Below are 21,391 nucleotides of genomic sequence, written 5' to 3' on the forward strand. Positions count from 1 at the left end.
ATTGGAGTTGTGCAACAGTTACGTATGTTAGCTGTAGTTTCTTTAGATTTTTATTAAATTTTTCTCTTCTTCATTTAAGTTTTTTAAGCGAATTTCGACGTTTGTATTAGTGAAATTTGATTCACCAAATTCTATATAAACATCTTTATTAAAAGAATTTAAATTTATATTTTTAGGAGCAATTACTTCAAAGGATTTTAGATTATCTTTTAAATATTCATTTTGAGAAAGTAAAAAAGCAGATTTATAGAATTTATATTCTCCAATTTTAAAAAATCCTACAATTAAGAAAGCATTTTCATAAAAATATAGATCAGCTTTCTTAAATGAAAAATTATTATTTTTTGCTCCACTTATAAAAGTAACACATTGTACATTATTCATTACATGAATTAATTTTAATCCAATATTTTGAATATTATTTAATTTATTTTCTATTTTTTTACTGTTTTGATTCTTCAATACAAAAATTATGTAAAAGAAAAACCCAAATAATATTATTACTGATAAATTTGGCACAATCTGGATTTAGAAATTACAGCTAACATTGTTTTTTCACGAAACTGATCTAGCTTTTGTTTCGTAAAAAATCACTTATATCTGCATTTCGTAAAATTAGAAGCAAATATAATTATTTTTTTGTAAATAAGATACTTATAAAAACAAAATTCATGTATCACGAAGTAATTTGATGTAGAATGTAATAATGAATGTATGGATAGCGAAACAAAGTATTCTTGCATCATTTTATTTTTACAATTTCAATTTCCTCCCACTTTTGTTCGTGTTTTCTTCGACCGTTCTTCGACGAGAATGCCGTTTTTCCGAAGATTCGTCGAACAATGGTCGAACAATGGTCGAACAAGACCAAAATTGACCAAAAATTCAACTTCTCTCTAGCTCTTATAAATAGGAGGTTAGCGAGGTTTTTATTTTGTTATATTACTATTATTGTGTAAAAAGCAACTGGACAAAAGTGGACAAATGCGGGCAGAGCAGGGCAAATGCGGGCACAAAATTGTGTTTTTGTAAATGGTGTTGTTTCTGTTGCTAACTTTATGAATATTAACAATAAAAACTTGCAATTATGGCAGAAATTAAAAAAGGAATCCTTGGTGGATTCTCAGGAAAAGTAGGAACTGTAGTAGGCGTTAATTGGCGCGGCAAAGACATTATCCGTAGTTTGCCAAAAAAATCTAAAAGCCAACCTACTGATTTGCAATTGATGCAACAAATCAAATTTAAGAAAATTATTGGTTTTTTGCAACCAATTCGTCTTATTCTTAATTTATATTTTGGGAATAGAGTCGGGCTAAAATCGCGCTACAACATCGCGACTTCTTATATGCTGAACAATGCATTGGAAATGGAGAATGGTTTACCTGTTATTGTATTAGAGCGTGTATTGGTGTCGAAAGGCGATTTGGTTGGCTTTTTACAACCTACGATAGAGACGGCAGGTGGGGATAGTTTCCAAATGAATTGGGAAGATAATTCTGGGCAAGGCAATGCGCAACCTTCGGATTTTGTGAATCTTGTTTGTTATTGCGAGGAACTAAATTCGTTCGAAGTGTTTCAGAATGTTGTAACTCGTGATTCTATGATTATAGATGTTACTTTACCAACGTATTACAATGGCAAAAAAGTGAATTTTTGGGCGTTTCTGAATAGTGAAACAAAGGCTATGGCGAGTACCAGTATTTATCTTGGCGAGTATATGGTTGTGTAAAGGTAGTAGTGAGGTAGTAGTAAAATGAAGTTCGTTGATTGGAGTGATTTTTCGGTACAATACTTTGTTTAACGGCGTAGAAGAGTGAAGAAGAATCGTATCGAAAATAGAATTTTATAGATGTTGTTCAAATTTATTTTGACCACATAGAAACATAGTTTTAGTTGTGATGGCTTGTAAAAATTAGTTGAAAATACGAATAGGTAGACTACTAATTGGAAAGCAAAATCATTTGGTTCTATGTTTCTATGTGGTATTTTTTTTGCAAAGTGAATATGTGTTTTTTTTTCATCTTTATGTTTGGTGTAAAATTCTGGGAGAACCTTGCTTGTATTTATGGTTTTAATCCTAAAACTGTTCAACGATACATTGGTTTATTGTCGAACATAATCGATTTGAGTACTCTACAAAAAGTAGGGTGATAGCTAGATTTCGTGTAAAGGAATATTGTTTGTTTGGTAAATATTTGGTTATTAAGTATTTATTTTATAAATTAGTACATCTTAACATCAACTAAATATATGAAAAATGATTTATTTTTACAAAACGATGGAGAGGCATTAAAGGATATGAAGCTCCTGCTGATAGAATTCCAAAAAACTTTTCTACTATTAGAAGAAAATCAGAAATTCTATGATAACGCAGACCTAAAAAGTTTGCTTAACGTGAGTGACAAAACGTTGTATAGGATGAGGAAAACGAATAAGATTCCTTATATAAAATTTGGAAATAAATTTTATTATCCAAAACAGTTCTTTAACCAAATGGCTCTTTGATAAGAGCTTTTTTTGTGGGGTATTGTGAGTGGTTGAGATTTTGTATATTGGAATGTTGTTGAATGAAATATAGAAATGACAACTTTTTTGTAAAACAGGTTTTGTTTATTCTTGTAAAGAAATATTGTTAAGTTTAATTTTGTAAAATGACCCTGACTGATAGTATTGGAAAAATTATAACCGAAATAAAATATTGTTATAACCCAGAAAATAAATATGGATTACAGGAGTTTGAGTCTTTTATAAAAATTGATAATGATAAACTAATTCAAATTCCTTACTTTCCAACAGAAGAATGGAATGAAAGTGAAACTTTAAAAAAGTTTGAATTAGCAAGGAAAGTTGAATCTAAACCAATAGAATTAATTTTAAATTTAAAAATCATTAATTATCATTTTAAATATTTCGAAAATGAACTTGATGAAATGGAGAAAGCAATAATTGAGCTTGAAAATGGACTATATATTACTGAGAAAAATGGACCATTTGGATTAACTGATGTTGATTTGCATAGTATGCATACAATAGAATTTCTAAAATTAAAGGAAAATATTGAATCAGAATTTGAAATAAAACCTTTAATAATTCAATAATAATATCACTATAGCTAATATTTATTAATAAAAGCTGGTATAGTTTTTAAATAGAAAAAAATATAGTAATACTCAAAAAGCTTCTAAATCACTAAAGATTTAGAAGCTTTTATTAGTTTTATAGCATTGGTATTCAGGATTGAATTGTGGGTGATTTTAACCTCTAAAATGTCCTACCCATTCTTTGAATTTACCAAATTGTTCTAATAGAAAAGATTCTTTTTCTTCTTCCTCTTGAGGAGAATCTAATCCAATAGGTAGAATATGTTCAAAATAAGTTCCTTTTAAAACTTTATTCAATAAACCTTCACCCATAAATGGTTTATCATCGTTCAACGTTTTAGTTGCTTTTAATAAATGACGAATGTCGTATTGTAATGGATTAATGTCTGGAACTTGCTTATTTAAATTAAGTAATTCATAAACTGCAATACGTGCGGTACGAACAGAACTTTCCATTGTGAAAACTACATCGTTATTGGTTTCTACAAATTGACCAACTAAACCTAGATTCTTACACTCAGCTGGAACTACTTGTGGGCGATCTCCTTTTGCTCTAGGCATAAACATAGATGTGATGTAAGGCATATAAGCAGAACGAGTGATTGTATTCTCAATAACGTCATCTATTTGGTCTTCAATTCCTAAATGATAACATAATTCTGTTAGGATTTCGTTTCCTGTACAAGTAGGCATTGTTTTCTTGATGTAGTTTCCTTCTTTATCCATAAATAATGCATAAACCCAAAGAACTAAAATATCATCTGGTTGTGTAGGAAAATGTGGTTGACGATTACAAGTAAAACTCATTAACCAATTAGAATCTGTAATGGTAATAATTCCACCTGTAACAGTTTGACCTGAATATGGATCATTAACAGAATATTCTTTTAGTTTTTCTACTAATGCAGAAGGTTTACAAGTTAAAGTAACAGATTCCCATGAAGATTTTTCAATATTCCCACAAAATTTTTCTGGACGACCAAAAACAGGAGATTTAGCAGAAAGGTTTTTCCATAGTTTCCATCCTGCACTTTGACCACTAGTATTATTATCTATCGCTAAAACTGGTGCCGTTGTATTATCTCCATACGCAGTATCTTCAGTCATAGAACCAGTAGTTACAATAACATAATCATTTGGTGTAACAGGAATAATTACATCTTGTCCATCTTGTTCTGTTATAATTCCTTTGACTACTTTTCCTTCTGTATTAATTAATAAATCTAAATCTTTAACCAGTGTATTTAACTGAATTTTTACTCCTTTTTCTTTTAACCATTTACCTAATGGCGTAACAAAAGTGTCGTATTGATTGTATTTAGGAAATACCAATGAAGAAAGATCATTTAAACCATCAATCGCATGTAAAAAGCGATGCATATATAATTTGAACTCTAGTAAACTATGCCAATTCTCAAAGGCAAACATTGTGCGCCAAAATGTCCAGAAATTACTTTCTAAGAATGATTGATTAAAATAATCTTCAATCGTTATGTCGTCCAATTCTTCTTTTTTCTTCAACAAAAGTTTGATAATAGCTAATTGATCTTTCTTATTCAAACCAAATTTACTAAAGTCTTTTACTTTCCCTTTTTCATGAATTAAACGTGCAATAGAATAATTAGAATCATTATCATTTACTAATCTATATTCGTCTAAAACGCTATAAGGTTCTGGCAACTCTAATGCAGGAATGTCTTGGAAGATGTCCCATAAATTCTCGTAAGTACAATCCATTTCTCGACCTCCTCGAATTATGTAACCATCTTTTGCATTTCCAGCTCCATCTAACGAACCTCCTTCGACCTGAAGTTGTTCTATAAATGTGATGTTCTCTGGAGTGAAATGTCCGTCTCTGATAAAATAATAAGCAGTAGCTAAACCTGCAATACCACTTCCCACAATATATACCTTACTGTCCTTGTAAGATTTTGTAGGAATTCCTTTATTGCGTTGGTAATTTCCTATTTGATCAGAGAAGGGATAAGATTTTTCTGGAGTGTTTCTTGGTGTTTCTTTACTCGCATCTGGTTGATGATCAATATTTCCGTAGATAGTAGAATGATTTAAAACGTTGTCAAATTTTGAAGTAACTTTATTCATAATTATTTATTTTAAGATTCTAGAATAAAATTACGCTTTATTATTTTTCTAAAGTATCCCGAAATTCGTCATTTGTATCCCAAATTTCTTTTTTTATATATGTTGTTGTTTTCTATATTGTTGAGGAGAAGTTGAAGTGTATTTTTTAAAAAACCGACCAAAAGATGAAGAAGAGTTGAAACCTAGATCTAATGCTATTTGGACAATTGTTTTCTCTGAGTAGCCAAGCAAAACATACGCTTCTTTTAATAAATATTCGTCAATAATAACATGTGGAGTTTTCTTAGTTGCTTTTTTTACAAGGTGAATCAAATATTTATTTGTAATAAATAATTGATCTGCATAAAACTGTACGTCTTTGTGAGCGATAACATTTTCTTGTACAAGTTGTGTAAACTTACAAAATAGAGTGTTGATTTCGCGAGAATGATTTTTATTTTCTTTTGAATATTGTTCAGCAATTATAGAGGCAGATTCAAGTAGTAAAGTAAAAATAATAGATCGAATAATATCTTCTAAGAACAAAACATTTCTTTCTCGTTGCTCTTGAAGATAATTAATTAGCATAAAAAGATGATTCGCTTCTTTTTTATTTGCCTTACAAACTGTAAAGTTTTGATGTGTAAACAAATTAAGTTTATCAATAAAGAAAGGATTAGAAATGTTTTTAAGGAGAAAATTTTTCTCAAAAAATAACAATTTCATTCTGAAATTAGAGCTGGTATCTAGAATTTTCAAAACAGTAGATGGAGCAGAAATTAAGAATTCATTTTGAGTAATACAATATTTCTGAGAATCTATCTCAACTTCTATTGAGCCAGATAAACAAATACAAAATGCATAAAAGTCGATTCGAAATGATTTTTCAGGAAACGCAAAAATTGGATTTCCTGATGAGATATAATATAATTTATTACAATTTACGCCATAAAAAGACAAGGTCTCTTTTAGATTTTCATAGTTTTTCATGCTTGAAAATAATAGTTGGTTAGATCGTTTTTTAGGGTAGTAGAATTGATAAAGCTAAAATAAGAATTGTTTAGTAAGTAATTAAATACAATAAGGTATTTTAACTGTATTCTAATGTTGAAGTTATTTTCACATCAACTAAGTAACTCTTAAATAAGAAATTTCATTAATATAATCAGTGAAATATCGACTAACAATGTTGAATGATGTAAGCGTTTTTTTGTAACAAATAATACTTTTCTAATTGTGTAGTTTGTTTCGGTTGAGATAAATTACCTTTGCAAAAAATCCGTTATGTTTTCTGCCATCAAGAAAAAATTAAATTCAGATCCCGTTTATAATCTCCATTTTATTTTAATGTGTTTGAGTTCGTTGTTGTTTTCAGCGAGTTTCAATATGATGATTCCCGAGTTGCCAGCTTATTTAAGTAGCATGGGAGGAGCAGAATACAAAGGATTTATTATTGCATTGTTTACACTGACTGCAGGGATTTCGAGACCTTTTAGTGGGAAATTAACAGATAAAGTGGGGCGTGTGCCTATCATGTCAGTTGGTTCTATTGTCTGTTTTGTATGCGGAATTTTGTATCCTGTTTTAACAACCGTTTCAGGCTTTTTATTTTTGAGATTGGTACACGGCTTTTCGACAGGTTTCAAACCTACTGCAACAGCAGCTTACATTGCAGATATTATTCCGCGCGAACGTTGGGGCGAAGCATTGGGCTTGCACGGAATTTGTTTCAGTATCGGAATGGCAATTGGACCTGCATTGGGAAGTACAATTACATTATATTCATCGATTAATGTGATGTTTTTTACTTCTTCGTTTTTTGCATTATTGTCAATATTGATTTTATTCAATATGAAAGAAACCTTACAAAATAAACAGAAGTTTTCGTTCGGATTACTAAAGATTTCGAAACAAGATGTTTTTGCAAAAGAAGCTCTACCAGCGGCGTTGATTACGTTTCTTTCTTATGTCGCTTATGGTTCTATATTGACGTTAATTCCAGATTGGACCGAACATTTAGGTTTTCAAAATAAAGGTGTTTTCTTTATCGTATTTACAATATCATCGATGATGGTTCGTTTCTTTGCAGGTAAGATATCTGACCAAAAAGGACGTGTGTTGGTGATAAAATTAGGATTGGTTTTATTGATTGTTGCTTTGATTATTTTAGCTTCGATTGATGCAAAAATAGGCTTGATTTTAGGTGGTTTGATGTATGGAATTTCAACAGGAATTCTTTCTCCTGCACTAAATGCTTGGACGATAGATTTTAGTAAACCTGATGAACGTGGAAAGGCGATGGCAACAATGTATATTGCGATGGAAGCGGGGATAGGGCTTGGAGCACTGTGTGCGGGTTGGTATTTTCAGGATTATTTGGATCGCATTCCGATGGTGATTTATGTTTCAGCATTTATCTGTCTTTTGGGAACCATTTACATGCTGAAATTTAAGAATAAGCCTCAAACAATTTAATTGAAAGAAATGAAAGCAGAATTATATCAATTTATAGCACAACAAATCGAAGATAAAATAACGTATTTGAATAGTTTGATTGTCGATTTACGAGCCTCTAACAACGATACTAAAAGTAGTATGGGCGATAAATATGAAACATCGCGCGAAATGATGCAACAGGAAATTACTCGAATTCAAAATCAATTGAATGAAGTTTTAATTCAGCAAGACGTGTTTTCTAAAATAAAAATTGTGGAGAACAAAACCATTGGTTTAGGTAGTTATGTTGAAACTACGATGGGAAATTTCTGTATGGCGTGTAGTTTTGGGGAAATTATTTTCGAGAATAAAAAGATATTTGTCCTATCAACTCAAACTCCTTTGGCTAGAATCTTGGTTGGGAAATCGGAACAAGATTCGTTCGAAATGAATGGAAAAGTTTTTGTAATTAGTAAAATTAATTAAGATAAAAAAGGACGTAGTTGCGGTACGTCCTTTCTAATTGAAAAGTATGTATTAGAATTGTGCGGCTTCCGTACTTTCGGCCATAGCTGTAGTAGATGAAATGCCTTGTTGCACTGTGTTTTGTACGTAATCGAAATATTGTGTTCCTACAAAAGATTGGTGTTTTACAGCTGCAAAACCTTCTTCTTGTAACGCAAATTCTTTTTCTTGTAATGCCGAATATCCCGCCATTCCTTTGGCTTTGTATGCACGTGATAACTCGAACATAGAGGTATTCATCGCATGGAAACCTGCTAAAGTGATGAATTGGAATTTGTATCCCATTTCAGCTAAATCTTCGCGAAATGTTTCCATTTGAGCTTCTGTTAAATGTTTTGCCCAATTAAATGAAGGCGAACAATTATAGGCTAACATCTGATTTGGATATTTTTCTCGAATCGCTTGTGCAAATTCTCTTGCCATTCCAAGATCTGGATTAGATGTTTCCATCCAAATTAAATCAGCATAAGGCGCATAGCTTAAGCCTCGATTAATTCCTTGTTCCAAACCATTTCTCACATTGTAAAAACCTTCAGAAGTTCTACTTCCTTGGATGATAAAAGGTTGATCTCTTTCGTCAATATCCGAAGTAATCAAATTCGCAGCTTCTGCATCAGTTCTGGCAACCAATAGAGTAGGAACGCCACAGACATCTGCTGCTAAACGCGCTGCAACCAATTTGTTAATTGCTTCTTGTGTTGGAACTAAAACTTTTCCACCAAGATGACCACACTTTTTGGCTGATGACAATTGATCTTCGAAATGAACGCCAGCAGCACCAGCTTCTATCATTTGTTTCATCAATTCATAAGCATTCAAGTTTCCTCCAAATCCAGCTTCAGCATCGGCAATAATCGGTACCATATAATCAATGTTTCCTTGTTGGGTAACAGATTGTATTTCATCGCGACGACGCAACGCATTATTAATACGCTTTATCACCATTGGAACCGAATTGGCTGGATACAATGATTGATCTGGATACATTTCTGCCGAAAGATTTGCATCTGCAGCAACTTGCCATCCCGAAAGATAGATTGCATCTAAACCAGCTTGCACTTCTTGTATGGCTTGATTACCATTCAAAGCGCCTAAACCCGCCATAAATGGCTTCGAATTTAAACCTTCCCAAAGTTTCTTAGCACCTAATCTTGCTAAAGTGTAATCGATGTCCAAAGAACCTCTTAATCGAATAACATCTTCTGCTGAATAAGGACGAACAATGTCTGTCCAGCGTGGATTAGTTTCCCAATCCTGTCGAATCTTCTGAATTCTTTCTTGATTGCTCATAATTGTGTTTTTTGTGTTTTGTTTATGAATGTGTGTTGTGTGTGTATTTCTTTTTGTGTGTGTCTGGTTATAAGGGCTTAATCAATATACTTATAGGCTTCTAATGTTAAAAATTCGGTAAACTTGTGCGATAAAACTAATTCGTCAAAGATTGAAATAGCTTCTTCAAATCTTCCGTTCAAATAGTTTTCCTCACCAACTAATTTTTTTATTTTTTGAACCTCTTCGGCTCTTAATTTTTTGTATTTGTCACTGTTAAATTCGCATCCGTTTTCTAACGTAATCAATTGGCTTAACCATTGCCAAACCTGCGTACGAGAGATTTCTGCTGTTGCTGCGTCTTCCATTAAGTTATATAAAGCTGCGGCACCTTTTTCAGATAACCAACTTTCGATGTATAAAATTCCGACATTAATATTGTCTCGAATTCCTTGTTCTGTAACTGTTCCTTTTGGCAATTCTAACAAAGCCTCGGCAGTTGTTACAACATCTTCTCGCTTATTGGCAATTTGATTAGCTTGTGGCATATATTCGTCAAAAATGTCTTTTGCGACTTTTACCAAGGCAGGATGCGCAACCCACGTTCCATCGTGTCCATTTTTTACTTCGCGAAGTTTATCATTCTTCACTTTTTCAAAGGCAATTTCATTGGCTTTTTCATCATTCTTAATCGGAATTTGAGCAGCCATTCCACCAATTGCATGTATGTTTCGTTTATGACAACGTTGAATAACTGCTTGCGAATATGCAGCCATAAAAGGCGAAGTCATCGTAACTTGAGAACGATCTGGAACAATAAAATTAGGGTGTTTCTTAAATTTTTTGATATAAGAAAATATATAATCCCAACGACCGCAGTTAAGGCCTGCGATGTGGTCTTTTAATTCGTAAATAATTTCATCTAACTGAAAAGAAGCTGTTATAGTTTCGATCAAAACTGTAGCTTTAATCGTAGCTTGTGGAATGTTTAAATAATTTTGCGCGAAAACAAAAACATCGTTCCACCAGCGTGCTTCTAGGTGATGTTCTAATTTAGGAAGATAGAAATAAGGCCCACTTTGCTTGGAAAGTAACGTGTGTGCATTATGGAAAAAATATAAACCAAAGTCAAATAGTGAGCCTGATATTTCTTGTTTATCTATTATGATATTCTTTTCATTCAAATGTAAACCTCTCGGTCTTACAAGCAAGACAGCAGTCTTTTCGTTTAATTGATACTTTTTTCCATTATTTTCGAATGAAATAGTACCATTTACTGCATCTCTTAAATTTTGTTGTCCTTGAAGATTGTTATCCCATGTGGGAGAATTACTATCTTCAAAATCGGCCATAAATGTATTAGCGCCTGAATTTAACGCGTTAATTACCATTTTACGGTCAACAGGACCAGTTATCTCAACGCGTCTGTCATGTAAATCAGCTGGAATAGGAGCTGCTGTCCAATCACTATTTCTGATTTCTTTTGTTTCTGACAAAAAAGTTGGAAAATTACCCAAATCAAAAAAGATTTGTCTTTCTTGTCGATTCGCCAAAAGTTCTAAACGTCTTTCGTTGAAATTTTTGTGTAAAGCTGTTAAAAATTTAACCGCTTCGGTTGTCAAAATATCTGGATAATTATCCAGCTTATTCTGTGATAATTTTAATTCACTTGTAATAGTATCCATTTTTTGTGTTTTTGTTGTAATTTTGGTTTTGGTTATTCGAGCGAAATTTTACTCCCAGCGAACGTTCGCTAAATTATAAAAATTCGTTTACATTTACCAAATATTTTTGAAAAAATTATGCAAGAAGAATACATTAAATTAATTTTTGGGTTGAAACTAAAACAAGTAAGAACAGCTAAGGATTTGTCATTGTTTAAGTTATCTAAGTTAACTGGACTTTCGAAATCGTATTTGAATGAGATCGAAAAAGGTAAAAAATATCCAAAAACTGATAAAATTGTTGCTCTTGCCGAAGCGTTGGAAATTCCTTACGATGAGATAGTTTCACTAAAATTGGATAAAAATTTAGCACCAGTCGCTGAGATTCTACAATCAAATTTATTGCAAGAAATTCCTTTGGAACTCTTCGGAATTGAAGAAAGAGATTTAATTGAGATCATTTCTAACGCACCAATGAAGGTAAATGCGTTTATTTCTACGTTGATTGAAATAGGTAATAATTATAATCTTACACGCGAAAGTTTTTTCTTGGCTTCGTTGAGGTCTTTTCAGGAAGCAAATGATAATTATTTTCCTGAAATTGAAAAATCAGCAAAAAGTTTTTTACAAGAATATTTGATTGAATCAGAAGATTTTGTAAAAAATGAAACGATGGAAGAAATTCTGAAAGAAGAATATAATTATACCATTCTTTATGAAGATTTCACTTCTTTAGGAGGGAAGGATTTAGCGAAATTGCGTTCTATTTTTATCAAAGAAAAAAAATTGTTGTATATCAATATCAATTCTGATAATGATCAAAAACGATTTATTCTAGCGAAAGAATTAGGCTATAATTACCTTGATTTGAAGGAGCGTTTGTATACATTTTCGTGGGCAAGTTTCGATAATTTTGATCAATTGTTAAATAATTTTTATGCATCTTATTTTGCTGGAGCGTTGTTGTTACCAGAAGAAAAATTGTTGAAGGATATGCAGAATTTGTTTGCTATAGAGCATCATGATTTGTCTAAATTTCAAGAAATTCTTGGAAAATATACCGAATCTCCTGAAACGGTTTATCAACGAATGACAAATTTGTTACCCAAACATTTTAATATTCGTGATTTGTTTTTCTTGCGTTTGTCAGCAAAGGTTGGTTCAAATTCATATAAATTAACGAAAGAACTTCACCTTAATCAACAACAATCGCCACAAGCAAATGAAACGGATGAGCATTATTGTCGTCGTTGGGTTTCGTTAAATGTTTTGAAAGAATTGGAAAAACATCAAGATGATCATCATGAGATTTCTGCACAAATTTCGTTGTATCCGTTCAATAATAATCAAAAATATTATGTAATTTCTTCTGCAACGAAAGATCCATTCAATCCAAATTATTTACGAAGCGTAACGATTGGTGTATTGTACAAATCAGCTCAACGTAAAGTGAAATTTATGAATGATCCCTCAATTCCTGTAAAAGAAGTTGCGGTTACGTGTGAAAATTGTGGTATGAAAGACTGTGCTGAACGTGTTGCTGAACCAATTCGTTTTGAAAAAGATATCCGAAATAAACGATTAAATGTTACGATTAATGATTTTATAAAAGAGCAGAGTAAGTAATATTATCTACCATAAAATATAAAGGAAAACTTAAATTAAGTTTTCCTTTTTTTATGTTTAATCTAAATATTCTAATCTATTTTCAACTAATATTACATGATGTTGAAGCGAAAATGTGTTTCCTCTTTCTATGGTTGTGCAATCAAAATTACGGTATTGTAATTCGTTGAATAATGTTTTGACATAACATCTTCTTGCAGAATTCCAAGAACTGTTCCTACATTTTGATTAAAGCGTTCGATTAATTCGTTGTCAGTTAATTCACGAAATAATACGACAAATTCATTTTTTAGATTTTCCATTGTTTTAATTTTTTAATGATAAAAACAACAGGATAGAGTGGAGAATAACCTTTTATTTTGGCGTTTGCCCTCATTCTATACCACCGTAGCGCGGTTTTGGCTCGGTTGGTGTTCTGATTTTTCAGAAACTCCTGATGATTGATAGAGTAAATATAGGCATAAATTTTAAAAACAAAAAAAGGAACTCAAAAAAGTTCCTTTTCAATATTTTTATTCGCTTAATTCTAACCAACGGAATTCTTTTTCTTCTAATTCGTCTACAATTTTTTGTAGTTCATCTCCAATAGTTGTGATTTTGTCGTAGCCTAAATTTGGATCAGAAAGTAAATTCGTTAATTCTTCTTTTTTGGCTTCAAGAATTGGTAAAGATTTATTAATTTCTTCTAATTCTCGTTGTTCTTTAAACGATAATTTTTTTGGTTTTGTCTCTACATTTTTCTCTTTCGATTCAACTTTTTCCTGAATAACGATTTCTTTTTCAGCCTTTTTATCGTCAGTTATGGGCTTGTTTTTATTCTCGATGTGATATTCTGTATATGTTCCCATATAACGAGAAATTTTTCCTTCGCCTTCAAAAATCATCAATTCATCGACCACTTTATCCATAAAATATCTATCGTGGGAAACAACTAATAAACAACCTTGATATTCTTCTAAGAAACTTTCAAGAACCGTTAAAGTAGGTAAATCTAAATCATTTGTTGGCTCATCAAGAATCAAAAAGTTAGGATTTTTGTACAAAATTGCTAATAATTGCAGACGTTTTTTCTCTCCACCACTCAACTTTGAGATGAATGTATGTTGTTGTTCTGGCGTAAATAAAAACATTTCTAAGAATTGTTCTGCACGCATTTCATTTCCATTAGAAAGAGGGAAAAAATCTGCAATATCTTTCACAAACTCAATGACACGTTCGTCGCCTTTAAATTCGATTCCATCTTGTTTAAAGTGTCCGATATTTAAGGTTTCTCCACGTTCAATTGTTCCAGAATCCATCGTTTCGATTCCTTCTAACATTTTCAAGAAAGTGGTTTTTCCAACACCATTTTTTCCGACTAAACCAATTTTACCACCACGTGCAAAAATGTAAGAGAAATTATCTAGAATTTTCTTTTCACCAAAAGATTTAGAAACGTTTTCCATTTCAATGATTTTCTGACCTAATCGAGTCATCACCATTTCTAATTTAACTTTTTGGTCAACAATTTTATGTTTGGCAGCTTTCTCAGTATCATAAAAAGCATCAATTCTCGATTTAGATTTTGTCGTACGCGCTTTTGGTTGACGGCGCATCCATTCAATTTCTTTACGATAAAGGTTTTTCGCTTTGTCAATTGTCGCATTTTGATTTTCGATACGCAATGCTTTATTCGTAATATAAGTTTCGTAATTTCCCGAATGTACATACAATGTTTTGTCCTCCATTTCGAGAATTTTGGTACAAATTGCATCTAAGAAATAACGATCGTGCGTAACCAAAATCAATGTTTTGTTTTCTTTGTTCAAGAAATATTCAAGCCATTCCACCATTTCTATATCCAGATGGTTGGTAGGCTCATCTAAAATTAAAAGAACATATCCAGTTTCGAAACTTAAATCAATCAAAAACTTCGCTAAAGAAATACGTTTACGCTGACCACCAGAAAGTTTTCCAATTTTTTGATCCAAGAAATCAATCTTCAATTTTGATAAAATTTCTTTGATTGTTGGCTCAACTTTCCATGCATCTAAAACATCCATTTTTCCCATTAAATCAATTAAATCAGGATTTGTTGGGTCATTTTCGATCATGTTTTCATATTGACGAACAACATCTAAAACTTCATTCGAATGATTGAAAATATATTCTTCACTTTTCAAGTTTTCGTCAAAGTCATCACTTTGATCCAACATCAAGATTTTAACACCTTTATTTGGACGAACTTCGCCAGAATCGGCAGTTTCTAATCCAGCTAAAATTTTAAGTAAAGTAGATTTTCCACTTCCATTTTTTGCTACGAATGCGATTTGGTCTCCTTCATTTACATGAAAATTTACATCTTCAAATAAAGTTCTGATTCCATATGATTTGGTTAGATTTTCAACTGTAAGAAAATTCATGGTTTATTATCTGTTTTGTAAATTAAAAAAAGATGCTAAATCTTTTCTGTTTCGATTTGTTTCATCGATTGTTTAGCTTTTCTTATTTTAACGATTAGAATAGCCAAAGATAAGACAAAGCAAATACTTCCTATTACAATTAGATTATTTAAATGCGGTTGAATTAGGGTAGGATCGCCTTTTTCGATGAAAAGTATTCGGAATATTTTCAAATAATGTGTTAATGGAATGCAATCTGCAATTGCTTGAATCCATTTTGGCATTTGACTTAAAGGCCATGTAAATCCACTTAAAATGAAACTTGGTGTTGCAACAACCATCAAAACTTCGGTTGCTTTTAGTTGGCTTGGAAGGAGAATACTGACTAAAAATCCTAAAAAGCAAACGGCTAAAATAAATGCAAGAGAAGAAGTGAAGAATGGCCAAAACTCGGTTTCTAATTTCATGTCATAAAACATTCCGAACCAATAATACAGCATATATATAAATACTGACATAAATAAATAAGGAAAAGTTTTGACGAATAAAATGGTAAATGGATTGGATGATTTTGAGATTAATTCATTAAATGTTCTGTTCTCAAATTCTGAAGCAAATGAAAGTGCTAAACCTAATAATAAAACCTGTTGTAAAACGGTTAATAAAACACCTGGAAGCATAAAATATAAGTAGTTTCCACTTCTGATATTTTGACGAATCATCGTTGATTTGAATGGTTCGTAGCTTTGTGTTGCAATATATTCTGGAACACCTTGTTTTCGAGCTGTTTCTATTGAAATACCAGCTTTCATTGTTGTTAAAACTGTAGTAATTGCGATTGCCGCTGTATTAGAAGTTAACGTATTTGAAGCATCTACAAAATAAGCGATTTCAGGTAATTTTTTTTGTTGTACATCAGACTGAAAGTTTCGAGGAATAACAACCACAACTTCAGCTCCGATTGCTAAAGCTTTATTCTTAGAATCAAATGTTGAAGGTAAAACTTCAGCAACTTTCACCGATTCATTTTCATCTAACATCTGAATAATTTTCTGACTTGTCATCGTATGATCTTCGTCTACAACAATAATTGGTAAATTGGTTACATTTCCTTTTTTATAAACATTTCCGATCAGAACACCATACATAATAGGTGCTCCCAAGAATAAAATTGGTAAAACAGGATTCTTGAAGAAAAGTTTGAATTCTCGTATAATTAAATGAAAAATCGTTTTCATCAGAATTTATTTAGCATTAAGATCCAAAACTACATTTGCTTTTGTCAATAGTTGAGCAGCTTGTTTATAGTCAACAGGAACAACTTTCACTTCATATTGCGATTGTTGTTGATCAATATCAGGATAAGCAGTTGAAATATTAGCATACGAATTAAGCACTTTTATCGAAACAATTTTACCTTTCAAAACCATATTATTTTTATAAGGAACTTTTAAATTGACGATTTGATTTTTTTGCAATTGTCCGATTTTATTCTCAGGAATTGTGAATCTAAAAAATGTAGTTTCTTCCAAAATCCCGTTTGCAATAGAATATCCAGCCAAAGCTAATTCTCCAACTTTTAGATTAATTGTTTCAACCGTCATATCTTGTGGTGCTTTGATGTATCTTTCCGCCTCAGCAACATCTACTTCTTGCAAAGCTCCCAAAGCACGCTCTTTTTGTCCCAAAGCCATTTGTTGTTGCTCTACACGCGCACCATTTTCGGCATCAGCTAATTCCGCTTTTGCAGCTAAATATTGGTTTTTAGCGCCTTGATATTTCGCATAAACTTCATCATAACTTTGTTGTGGAACAAGACTATCTCGAAGCATATTTTTTAGTCTATGATTTGATTTTTCTGCATAATCTAATTGTTCCTTCAAACCAGCAACTTTTGCACGCAATTGTTTCAATTGATTATCTGTTGCACCTTTTTTTGCCATTTCATATTGAGCTTCGGCAGAATTTACAGCACCTTCTGCTTGACTTTTCTTCGCGTCAACTTCTGGTAATTGTAAGACAAAAAGTGTTTGTCCTTTTTTCACTTCATCACCTTCGTGAACTAATATTTGATCTATTTTTCCTGGGATTTTTGTTACAACGCTAATTTGATCGCGCTCAATTTTACCTTGAAAAATAGTTTGCTCTTCTTTTTTATTTTCCTTGTCAGATGATTTACAACTTGTAAAAAGTATTAATCCGCTTAAAGCAAAAATATAGTATAGTGTATTTTTCATGATTTTAATTTGAGATTTGATTAAATAATTCTCCAGAAGTTTGAAGTAATTCGTAGGTTTTAGAGCGTTGATCCAAGATTTGAGCATAATAACCTAGATTGGCTTTGTAATAATCATTTTCAGCAGCCAAACGCTCGGTTACATCTATTAATCCTTCTTGAAATCGTCTTGAAGCAATTTCTAAATTATTTGTTGCAATGGTATTTTGTTGATTATTTACTTTCAATTTTTCAGTAGAAGTTTCGTAATCAATTTTGTTTTTACTTAATAATAAATTCAGTTTTTCTTGGGAATCTTTCAACTTGTTTTCATTTATTAAAATGTCAGTTTTCGCTTGTACTAATTTATTTTTGTGTTGTCCGCCATCCAACAATTCCCACTTTGCGCCAATACCAATCAAAATATTAGGAAACATCGAAAATTGGTTTATTTTCAAATTAACATCACCTAATATATCACCATCTTTTAATTTGAAACGACTTCCAAAAATTGACGTATAATTGGTGTTCGCGAATGCAAAAACTTGTGGTAAGTGCGAACCTTTTTCTTTTTGATATAAAAATTCGTAAGCTTTCACAGAGTGTTCAAGTGCTTTCAACTCTTTTTTATTTTCTAAAGTATAGCTTGAAGCAAGAATGTCAATAGGTGTAAGTTCGTATTGAATTTGTTGAAGATCTTGTTCAGATAGATGCGTCAACATTTCTAATTTTTTGTATAGCAATTGTCGATTACCGTTCAATTCTACTTGTCGGGCTTCTAACTCTAGAATTGCTAATTTTATTTTTTCCCGATCGTATGGAATAGCTAAACCATTTTGAATTGCTTTCTGCACTTTAAGATGTTCTTTATCCAATCGTTTTGCAGAATTTGAAATTAATTCTTCTACTTTGACCAATAACATCAATTGATCATAAGTTTGTAAAATATCTTTGGTTATAGTTTCTTTTTCAGCTTCTTTCAAATAATCTAAAGCAGTACTTTTTTCCTGAATAGCATTCAAAGCATTTGGAATTTGTAATCCCGAAAATATAATTTGAGTAGCGTTAATTCCGACAGTAAATAATCCTGCTGAGGTATTGAATTTTTGATTACCCGAAAACAATTCTGCGGACAAAATATCGATTGATTTGGTTGGAATATCGATGATTCCGTTCGAGTTTAGATAACCACCCAGTGCAATTGCAGATAAATTTGGTTGTCGTTTACCTTTTACTTCGTCATATTGGTAATTGTTTTTTTCGACTTCCAGTTGTTTATTTTTTAATTCATAACTTGACTCAATCGCTTTTTCAACAGGCAATCGAAGTTGCGGGTCAATCAATTGTTGTGCAAATCCAGAAATAGAAGTCAATAATGGAATAAAAGATAAATATCGTATAATAGACATCTTATAATTTTAGCATAAAATTAACAAAAAATATACCATGAATAAAAGTCAATATTAGAATATCATTAAAAATAAAAATCCTGAAACTTTTTAAGGGTTCAGGACTTCCAAAAGTTGCCAAAAAAATGGCGCATAGTTCAATGTATTTAATATTTATTATCAATAATATCCAACGTTTCGTTTAATGACTCTTTCATCATTTTCTCTAAATAATCCGTCGTACTTTTATTGATTGTTTCGTCTATATACTTAGTTCCACCAATTGTTTCGCTATATTTTAAAGCATTATTTTTAAGGTCTAGAATATTAATGTAGACGTATGTTTTGGCGATATATTTCTGTTTGTTGGCAGGATCATAATCAAGCCCTGATTTTACATTAATTAAAACTAAATCATCTTGATTAATCGCTTTTTTTAAATCATTAAATTTAACTTGATTTACATTTTCCTTTGTGATTAATTCATTTGGAACTAAGTTTTTATCAAATTTATCAATCATTTGATAATTGTACTTGTTGTCGTTTAATATTTTTTCAGATTTATCACGAATTACTTTTACAATATCAAATTTAGAATTTATTTGTTTAAGCTGATTTTCAATTGATTTTGAATCAATGCTTTGATCTAAATTTTGAGAATTATAATCGAAAAAACCAAGGGAATCTACATTAATCAGAACACCAACTTTATTTACAGGAACATCTAAAGCACTTTCGTAAGTTATCGTATTAAGCGCTAATTCTTTTGGAGCTTCTTTTTTTTGCTCGCAAGATTGGGTAAAAAACAATACCCCAACTATAAAATAAACTAATTTTTTCATACGCTATCCTATTACCTCTTTAAAGATAGTGATTTATAATGTTTTATAATAAAATTATTGCTAATAATTTTCTTCTTCTTCATCGTCAAAAGTTTTGGCAATTTTTTCAATGTTTAAGCTTTTTGCCATCGCATCAAAAATCTCTTTATAAGTGCCGTTCATTTTGTAGACATCTTCATGAATCCCGTGTTCTACAACTTCGCCTTGTTTCATCACGTATGTATAATCGGCATCGATAATTTGAGAAATACTATGCGAAATAATGATAACTGTTCGATCTTTTTTGATGGCATCCAAACTATTTTTAATCTGTTCTGTCGCAATTGCATCCAAACTTGCAGTAGGTTCGTCTAGAAAAATAATTGGTGGATTTTTGAGAAACATACGTGCTATGGCGATGCGTTGTTGTTGACCGCCAGATAACAATAAGGCTTTGGATTGATAACCTTCTGGCAAGTCCATAATTTGTTCATGAATATAAGCGCGTTTTGCAGCATCTTCTATTTCTCCGAAAGTTGCGTTTACATTTCCATAACGAATATTTTCTTCAATTGTTCCATTAAAAATGTGATTTTTTTGTAAAACCAACCCAATATTATCACGTAAAAATTGCGTGTCATATTCTTCTAAATCAATTCCATCAAGTAGAATTTTTCCAGAATCAGGTTGATAAAATTTATCTAACAAATTAATCACTGTACTTTTTCCAGCACCAGACAAACCAACTAAAGCAGTAATTTTATTGGGTTGAATTGTCATGTTGATATTTTTCAAGGCTTTGTAACCATTTGGATAAGAAAAGTCAACATTTTGGATTTCGAATTTTCCTTTTAGATTTGTTGGAAGATAATTCCCAGATGATTCTTTTTCATTGTCTGCTTTCAAAATTCCAAAGAAACTTTCGGAATAAATCATAGCATCATTCATTTCATCGTAAATACGATGCAGTTGACGAATAGGCGCAGAAACGTTGTTAAACAACAAAATATGAAACATAATTGCACCAATTGTCATTTGTCCGTCAAGAACCAAATACGAAGTTAAAATAATGATAATCACTACGCCAAACTGCTCGATAAAAGATTTTAAACCATCAAAAAAGAAGCTTGTTTTGCGTGTTTGCATTTGATTATTCGTCAATTCTTTTTGCAAATCAAGTTGTTTTTTACCTTCTATATCTTCTCGGTTAAATGATTTAATTACTGTAATTGAATCAATTATGCTGATAATTCCTTGTGATTTTTGTTCACGATAACCTCTTAAGTTTCGTCGCCAACCACTCAGCTTTTTCGCTTGCTGTTGCGTGATAATGAAATAAATCGGAACGATACAAAGTCCAACCAATCCAACATAAAAATTAGCATTGAACATTAAAATTAAAGCAACAATTGAATTGGCAAAAAGTGGAAGAATATCGATAAAAAAGTTTTGAACTAAACGTGTCAAACTTTCAATTCCTCTGTCAATACGGGTTTGAAGTTTTCCTGCTTGATTATCTTGATTTGTATAAAATGCCATTCTATACGTCAAAATCTTTTCGATAATGGTTTGTGCTAAATCTTGTGAAACTAAGATTCTAAGCTTTTCACCATAATATTTTTGACCAAATGTGATAAAAGCATTCAAGATTTCTTTTGTCATCAAAACAATTGAAATAAACGAAATGATTTTCAGACCTTCTTTTAATCCTTTTCCAGCTTCAACCAAACCATTTATAGAATCTACGGTATACTGTAAAATAAGGGCGTTTACCTGTGACGTAAAAGATCCAACTAAGGTTAGGAGCAAAGTTGCGACAACCAAAGAACGATAAGGTTTTACAAATGGACGTAGATTTTTAAACAGTTGAATGATTGTCATTT

The 21,391-nt window shown here is 31.5% G+C and carries 18 protein-coding genes and 1 riboswitch; of the genes, 6 read left to right on the forward strand and 12 right to left on the reverse strand.

The genetic code is table 11. The annotated features are described in order from the left end of the window. Positions 1-42: 42 nt before the first annotated feature. Positions 43-519 carry a hypothetical protein gene (locus tag B3J26_RS12830; RefSeq protein ID WP_291074758.1) on the reverse strand — a complete coding sequence of 159 codons (477 nt, stop codon included), beginning with the start codon at positions 517-519 and terminating at the stop codon, positions 43-45. 568 nt (positions 520-1,087) lie between these two features. Between B3J26_RS12830 and B3J26_RS12835 the strand changes: the two genes are divergently transcribed. The 3 genes from B3J26_RS12835 (at position 1,088) to B3J26_RS12845 (ending at position 3,098) form a co-directional block, all read left to right on the forward strand. After that, positions 1,088-1,729, forward strand: a complete 642-nt coding sequence (locus B3J26_RS12835) for a DUF6266 family protein (RefSeq protein WP_115001161.1) — start codon at positions 1,088-1,090, stop codon at positions 1,727-1,729. A gap of 569 nt (positions 1,730-2,298) precedes the next feature. Further along, positions 2,299-2,505: a helix-turn-helix domain-containing protein gene (locus tag B3J26_RS12840; RefSeq protein ID WP_125349309.1), complete on the forward strand. Its 207-nt coding sequence runs from the start codon at positions 2,299-2,301 to the stop codon at positions 2,503-2,505. Positions 2,506-2,651: 146 nt separating this feature from the next. After that, positions 2,652-3,098: a hypothetical protein gene (locus tag B3J26_RS12845; protein ID WP_280050123.1), complete on the forward strand. Its 447-nt coding sequence runs from the start codon at positions 2,652-2,654 to the stop codon at positions 3,096-3,098. 156 nt (positions 3,099-3,254) lie between these two features. Here B3J26_RS12845 and B3J26_RS12850 read toward each other — a convergent pair whose 3' ends face one another. Together B3J26_RS12850 and B3J26_RS12855 are read right to left on the reverse strand one after the other, a co-directional pair. Further along, on the reverse strand, positions 3,255-5,204 hold the full coding sequence (locus tag B3J26_RS12850; RefSeq protein WP_291074759.1) for an oleate hydratase: 1,950 nt from the start codon (positions 5,202-5,204) through the stop codon (positions 3,255-3,257). 93 nt (positions 5,205-5,297) lie between these two features. Next, a complete protein-coding gene (locus tag B3J26_RS12855; protein ID WP_291074760.1) occupies positions 5,298-6,173 on the reverse strand; it encodes an AraC family transcriptional regulator in 876 nt (291 codons plus the stop codon). A gap of 294 nt (positions 6,174-6,467) precedes the next feature. Here B3J26_RS12855 and B3J26_RS12860 point away from each other — a divergent pair, with 294 nt between their 5' ends. After that, on the forward strand, positions 6,468-7,658 hold the full coding sequence (locus B3J26_RS12860) for an MFS transporter (protein WP_291074761.1): 1,191 nt from the start codon (positions 6,468-6,470) through the stop codon (positions 7,656-7,658). A 9-nt stretch (positions 7,659-7,667) separates the two neighbouring features. Continuing rightward, positions 7,668-8,105, forward strand: a complete 438-nt coding sequence (locus tag B3J26_RS12865) for a hypothetical protein (RefSeq protein WP_291074762.1) — start codon at positions 7,668-7,670, stop codon at positions 8,103-8,105. Between the two features lie 51 nt (positions 8,106-8,156). On the opposite strand, the gene aceA is transcribed toward B3J26_RS12865, so the two are convergent. Further along, positions 8,157-9,434 carry an isocitrate lyase gene (gene aceA / locus B3J26_RS12870; RefSeq protein WP_347881032.1) on the reverse strand — a complete coding sequence of 426 codons (1,278 nt, stop codon included), beginning with the start codon at positions 9,432-9,434 and terminating at the stop codon, positions 8,157-8,159. A 77-nt stretch (positions 9,435-9,511) separates the two neighbouring features. Further along, entirely contained in the window at positions 9,512-11,098 is a 1,587-nt protein-coding gene (gene aceB, locus B3J26_RS12875; protein ID WP_291074763.1) for a malate synthase A, read from the reverse strand. Positions 11,099-11,215: 117 nt separating this feature from the next. Between aceB and B3J26_RS12880 the strand changes: the two genes are divergently transcribed. Further along, a complete protein-coding gene (locus B3J26_RS12880; RefSeq protein ID WP_038337038.1) occupies positions 11,216-12,703 on the forward strand; it encodes a helix-turn-helix domain-containing protein in 1,488 nt (495 codons plus the stop codon). A gap of 128 nt (positions 12,704-12,831) precedes the next feature. Here B3J26_RS12880 and B3J26_RS12885 read toward each other — a convergent pair whose 3' ends face one another. The 7 genes from B3J26_RS12885 to B3J26_RS12915 form a co-directional block, all read right to left on the reverse strand. Further along, complete coding sequence (locus tag B3J26_RS12885) at positions 12,832-13,005, reverse strand: hypothetical protein (RefSeq protein WP_181816318.1); 174 nt, start codon at positions 13,003-13,005, stop codon at positions 12,832-12,834. Positions 13,006-13,048: 43 nt separating this feature from the next. Continuing rightward, positions 13,049-13,148, reverse strand: a riboswitch (SAM-I-IV-variant riboswitch). 67 nt (positions 13,149-13,215) lie between these two features. Continuing rightward, a complete protein-coding gene (locus tag B3J26_RS12890; protein WP_291074764.1) occupies positions 13,216-15,105 on the reverse strand; it encodes an ABC-F family ATP-binding cassette domain-containing protein in 1,890 nt (629 codons plus the stop codon). A gap of 35 nt (positions 15,106-15,140) precedes the next feature. Continuing rightward, positions 15,141-16,322 carry an ABC transporter permease gene (locus B3J26_RS12895; RefSeq protein ID WP_291049530.1) on the reverse strand — a complete coding sequence of 394 codons (1,182 nt, stop codon included), beginning with the start codon at positions 16,320-16,322 and terminating at the stop codon, positions 15,141-15,143. Positions 16,323-16,328: 6 nt separating this feature from the next. Then, a complete protein-coding gene (locus tag B3J26_RS12900) occupies positions 16,329-17,321 on the reverse strand; it encodes an HlyD family secretion protein (RefSeq protein ID WP_291049533.1) in 993 nt (330 codons plus the stop codon). A 4-nt stretch (positions 17,322-17,325) separates the two neighbouring features. Continuing rightward, positions 17,326-18,708: a TolC family protein gene (locus B3J26_RS12905; protein WP_291074765.1), complete on the reverse strand. Its 1,383-nt coding sequence runs from the start codon at positions 18,706-18,708 to the stop codon at positions 17,326-17,328. A gap of 146 nt (positions 18,709-18,854) precedes the next feature. Beyond that, on the reverse strand, positions 18,855-19,529 hold the full coding sequence (locus tag B3J26_RS12910) for a hypothetical protein (RefSeq protein WP_221855574.1): 675 nt from the start codon (positions 19,527-19,529) through the stop codon (positions 18,855-18,857). Between the two features lie 60 nt (positions 19,530-19,589). Further along, positions 19,590-21,389 (reverse strand): ABC transporter ATP-binding protein, encoded by a 1,800-nt coding sequence (locus B3J26_RS12915; protein ID WP_115001141.1) that lies wholly within the window; start codon positions 21,387-21,389, stop codon positions 19,590-19,592. Between the last annotated feature and the right edge of the window lie 2 nt (positions 21,390-21,391).

The organism is Empedobacter sp. UBA5987 (genome assembly GCF_002429865.1).
In the GTDB taxonomy this organism is placed as follows: domain Bacteria; phylum Bacteroidota; class Bacteroidia; order Flavobacteriales; family Weeksellaceae; genus Empedobacter; species Empedobacter falsenii_B.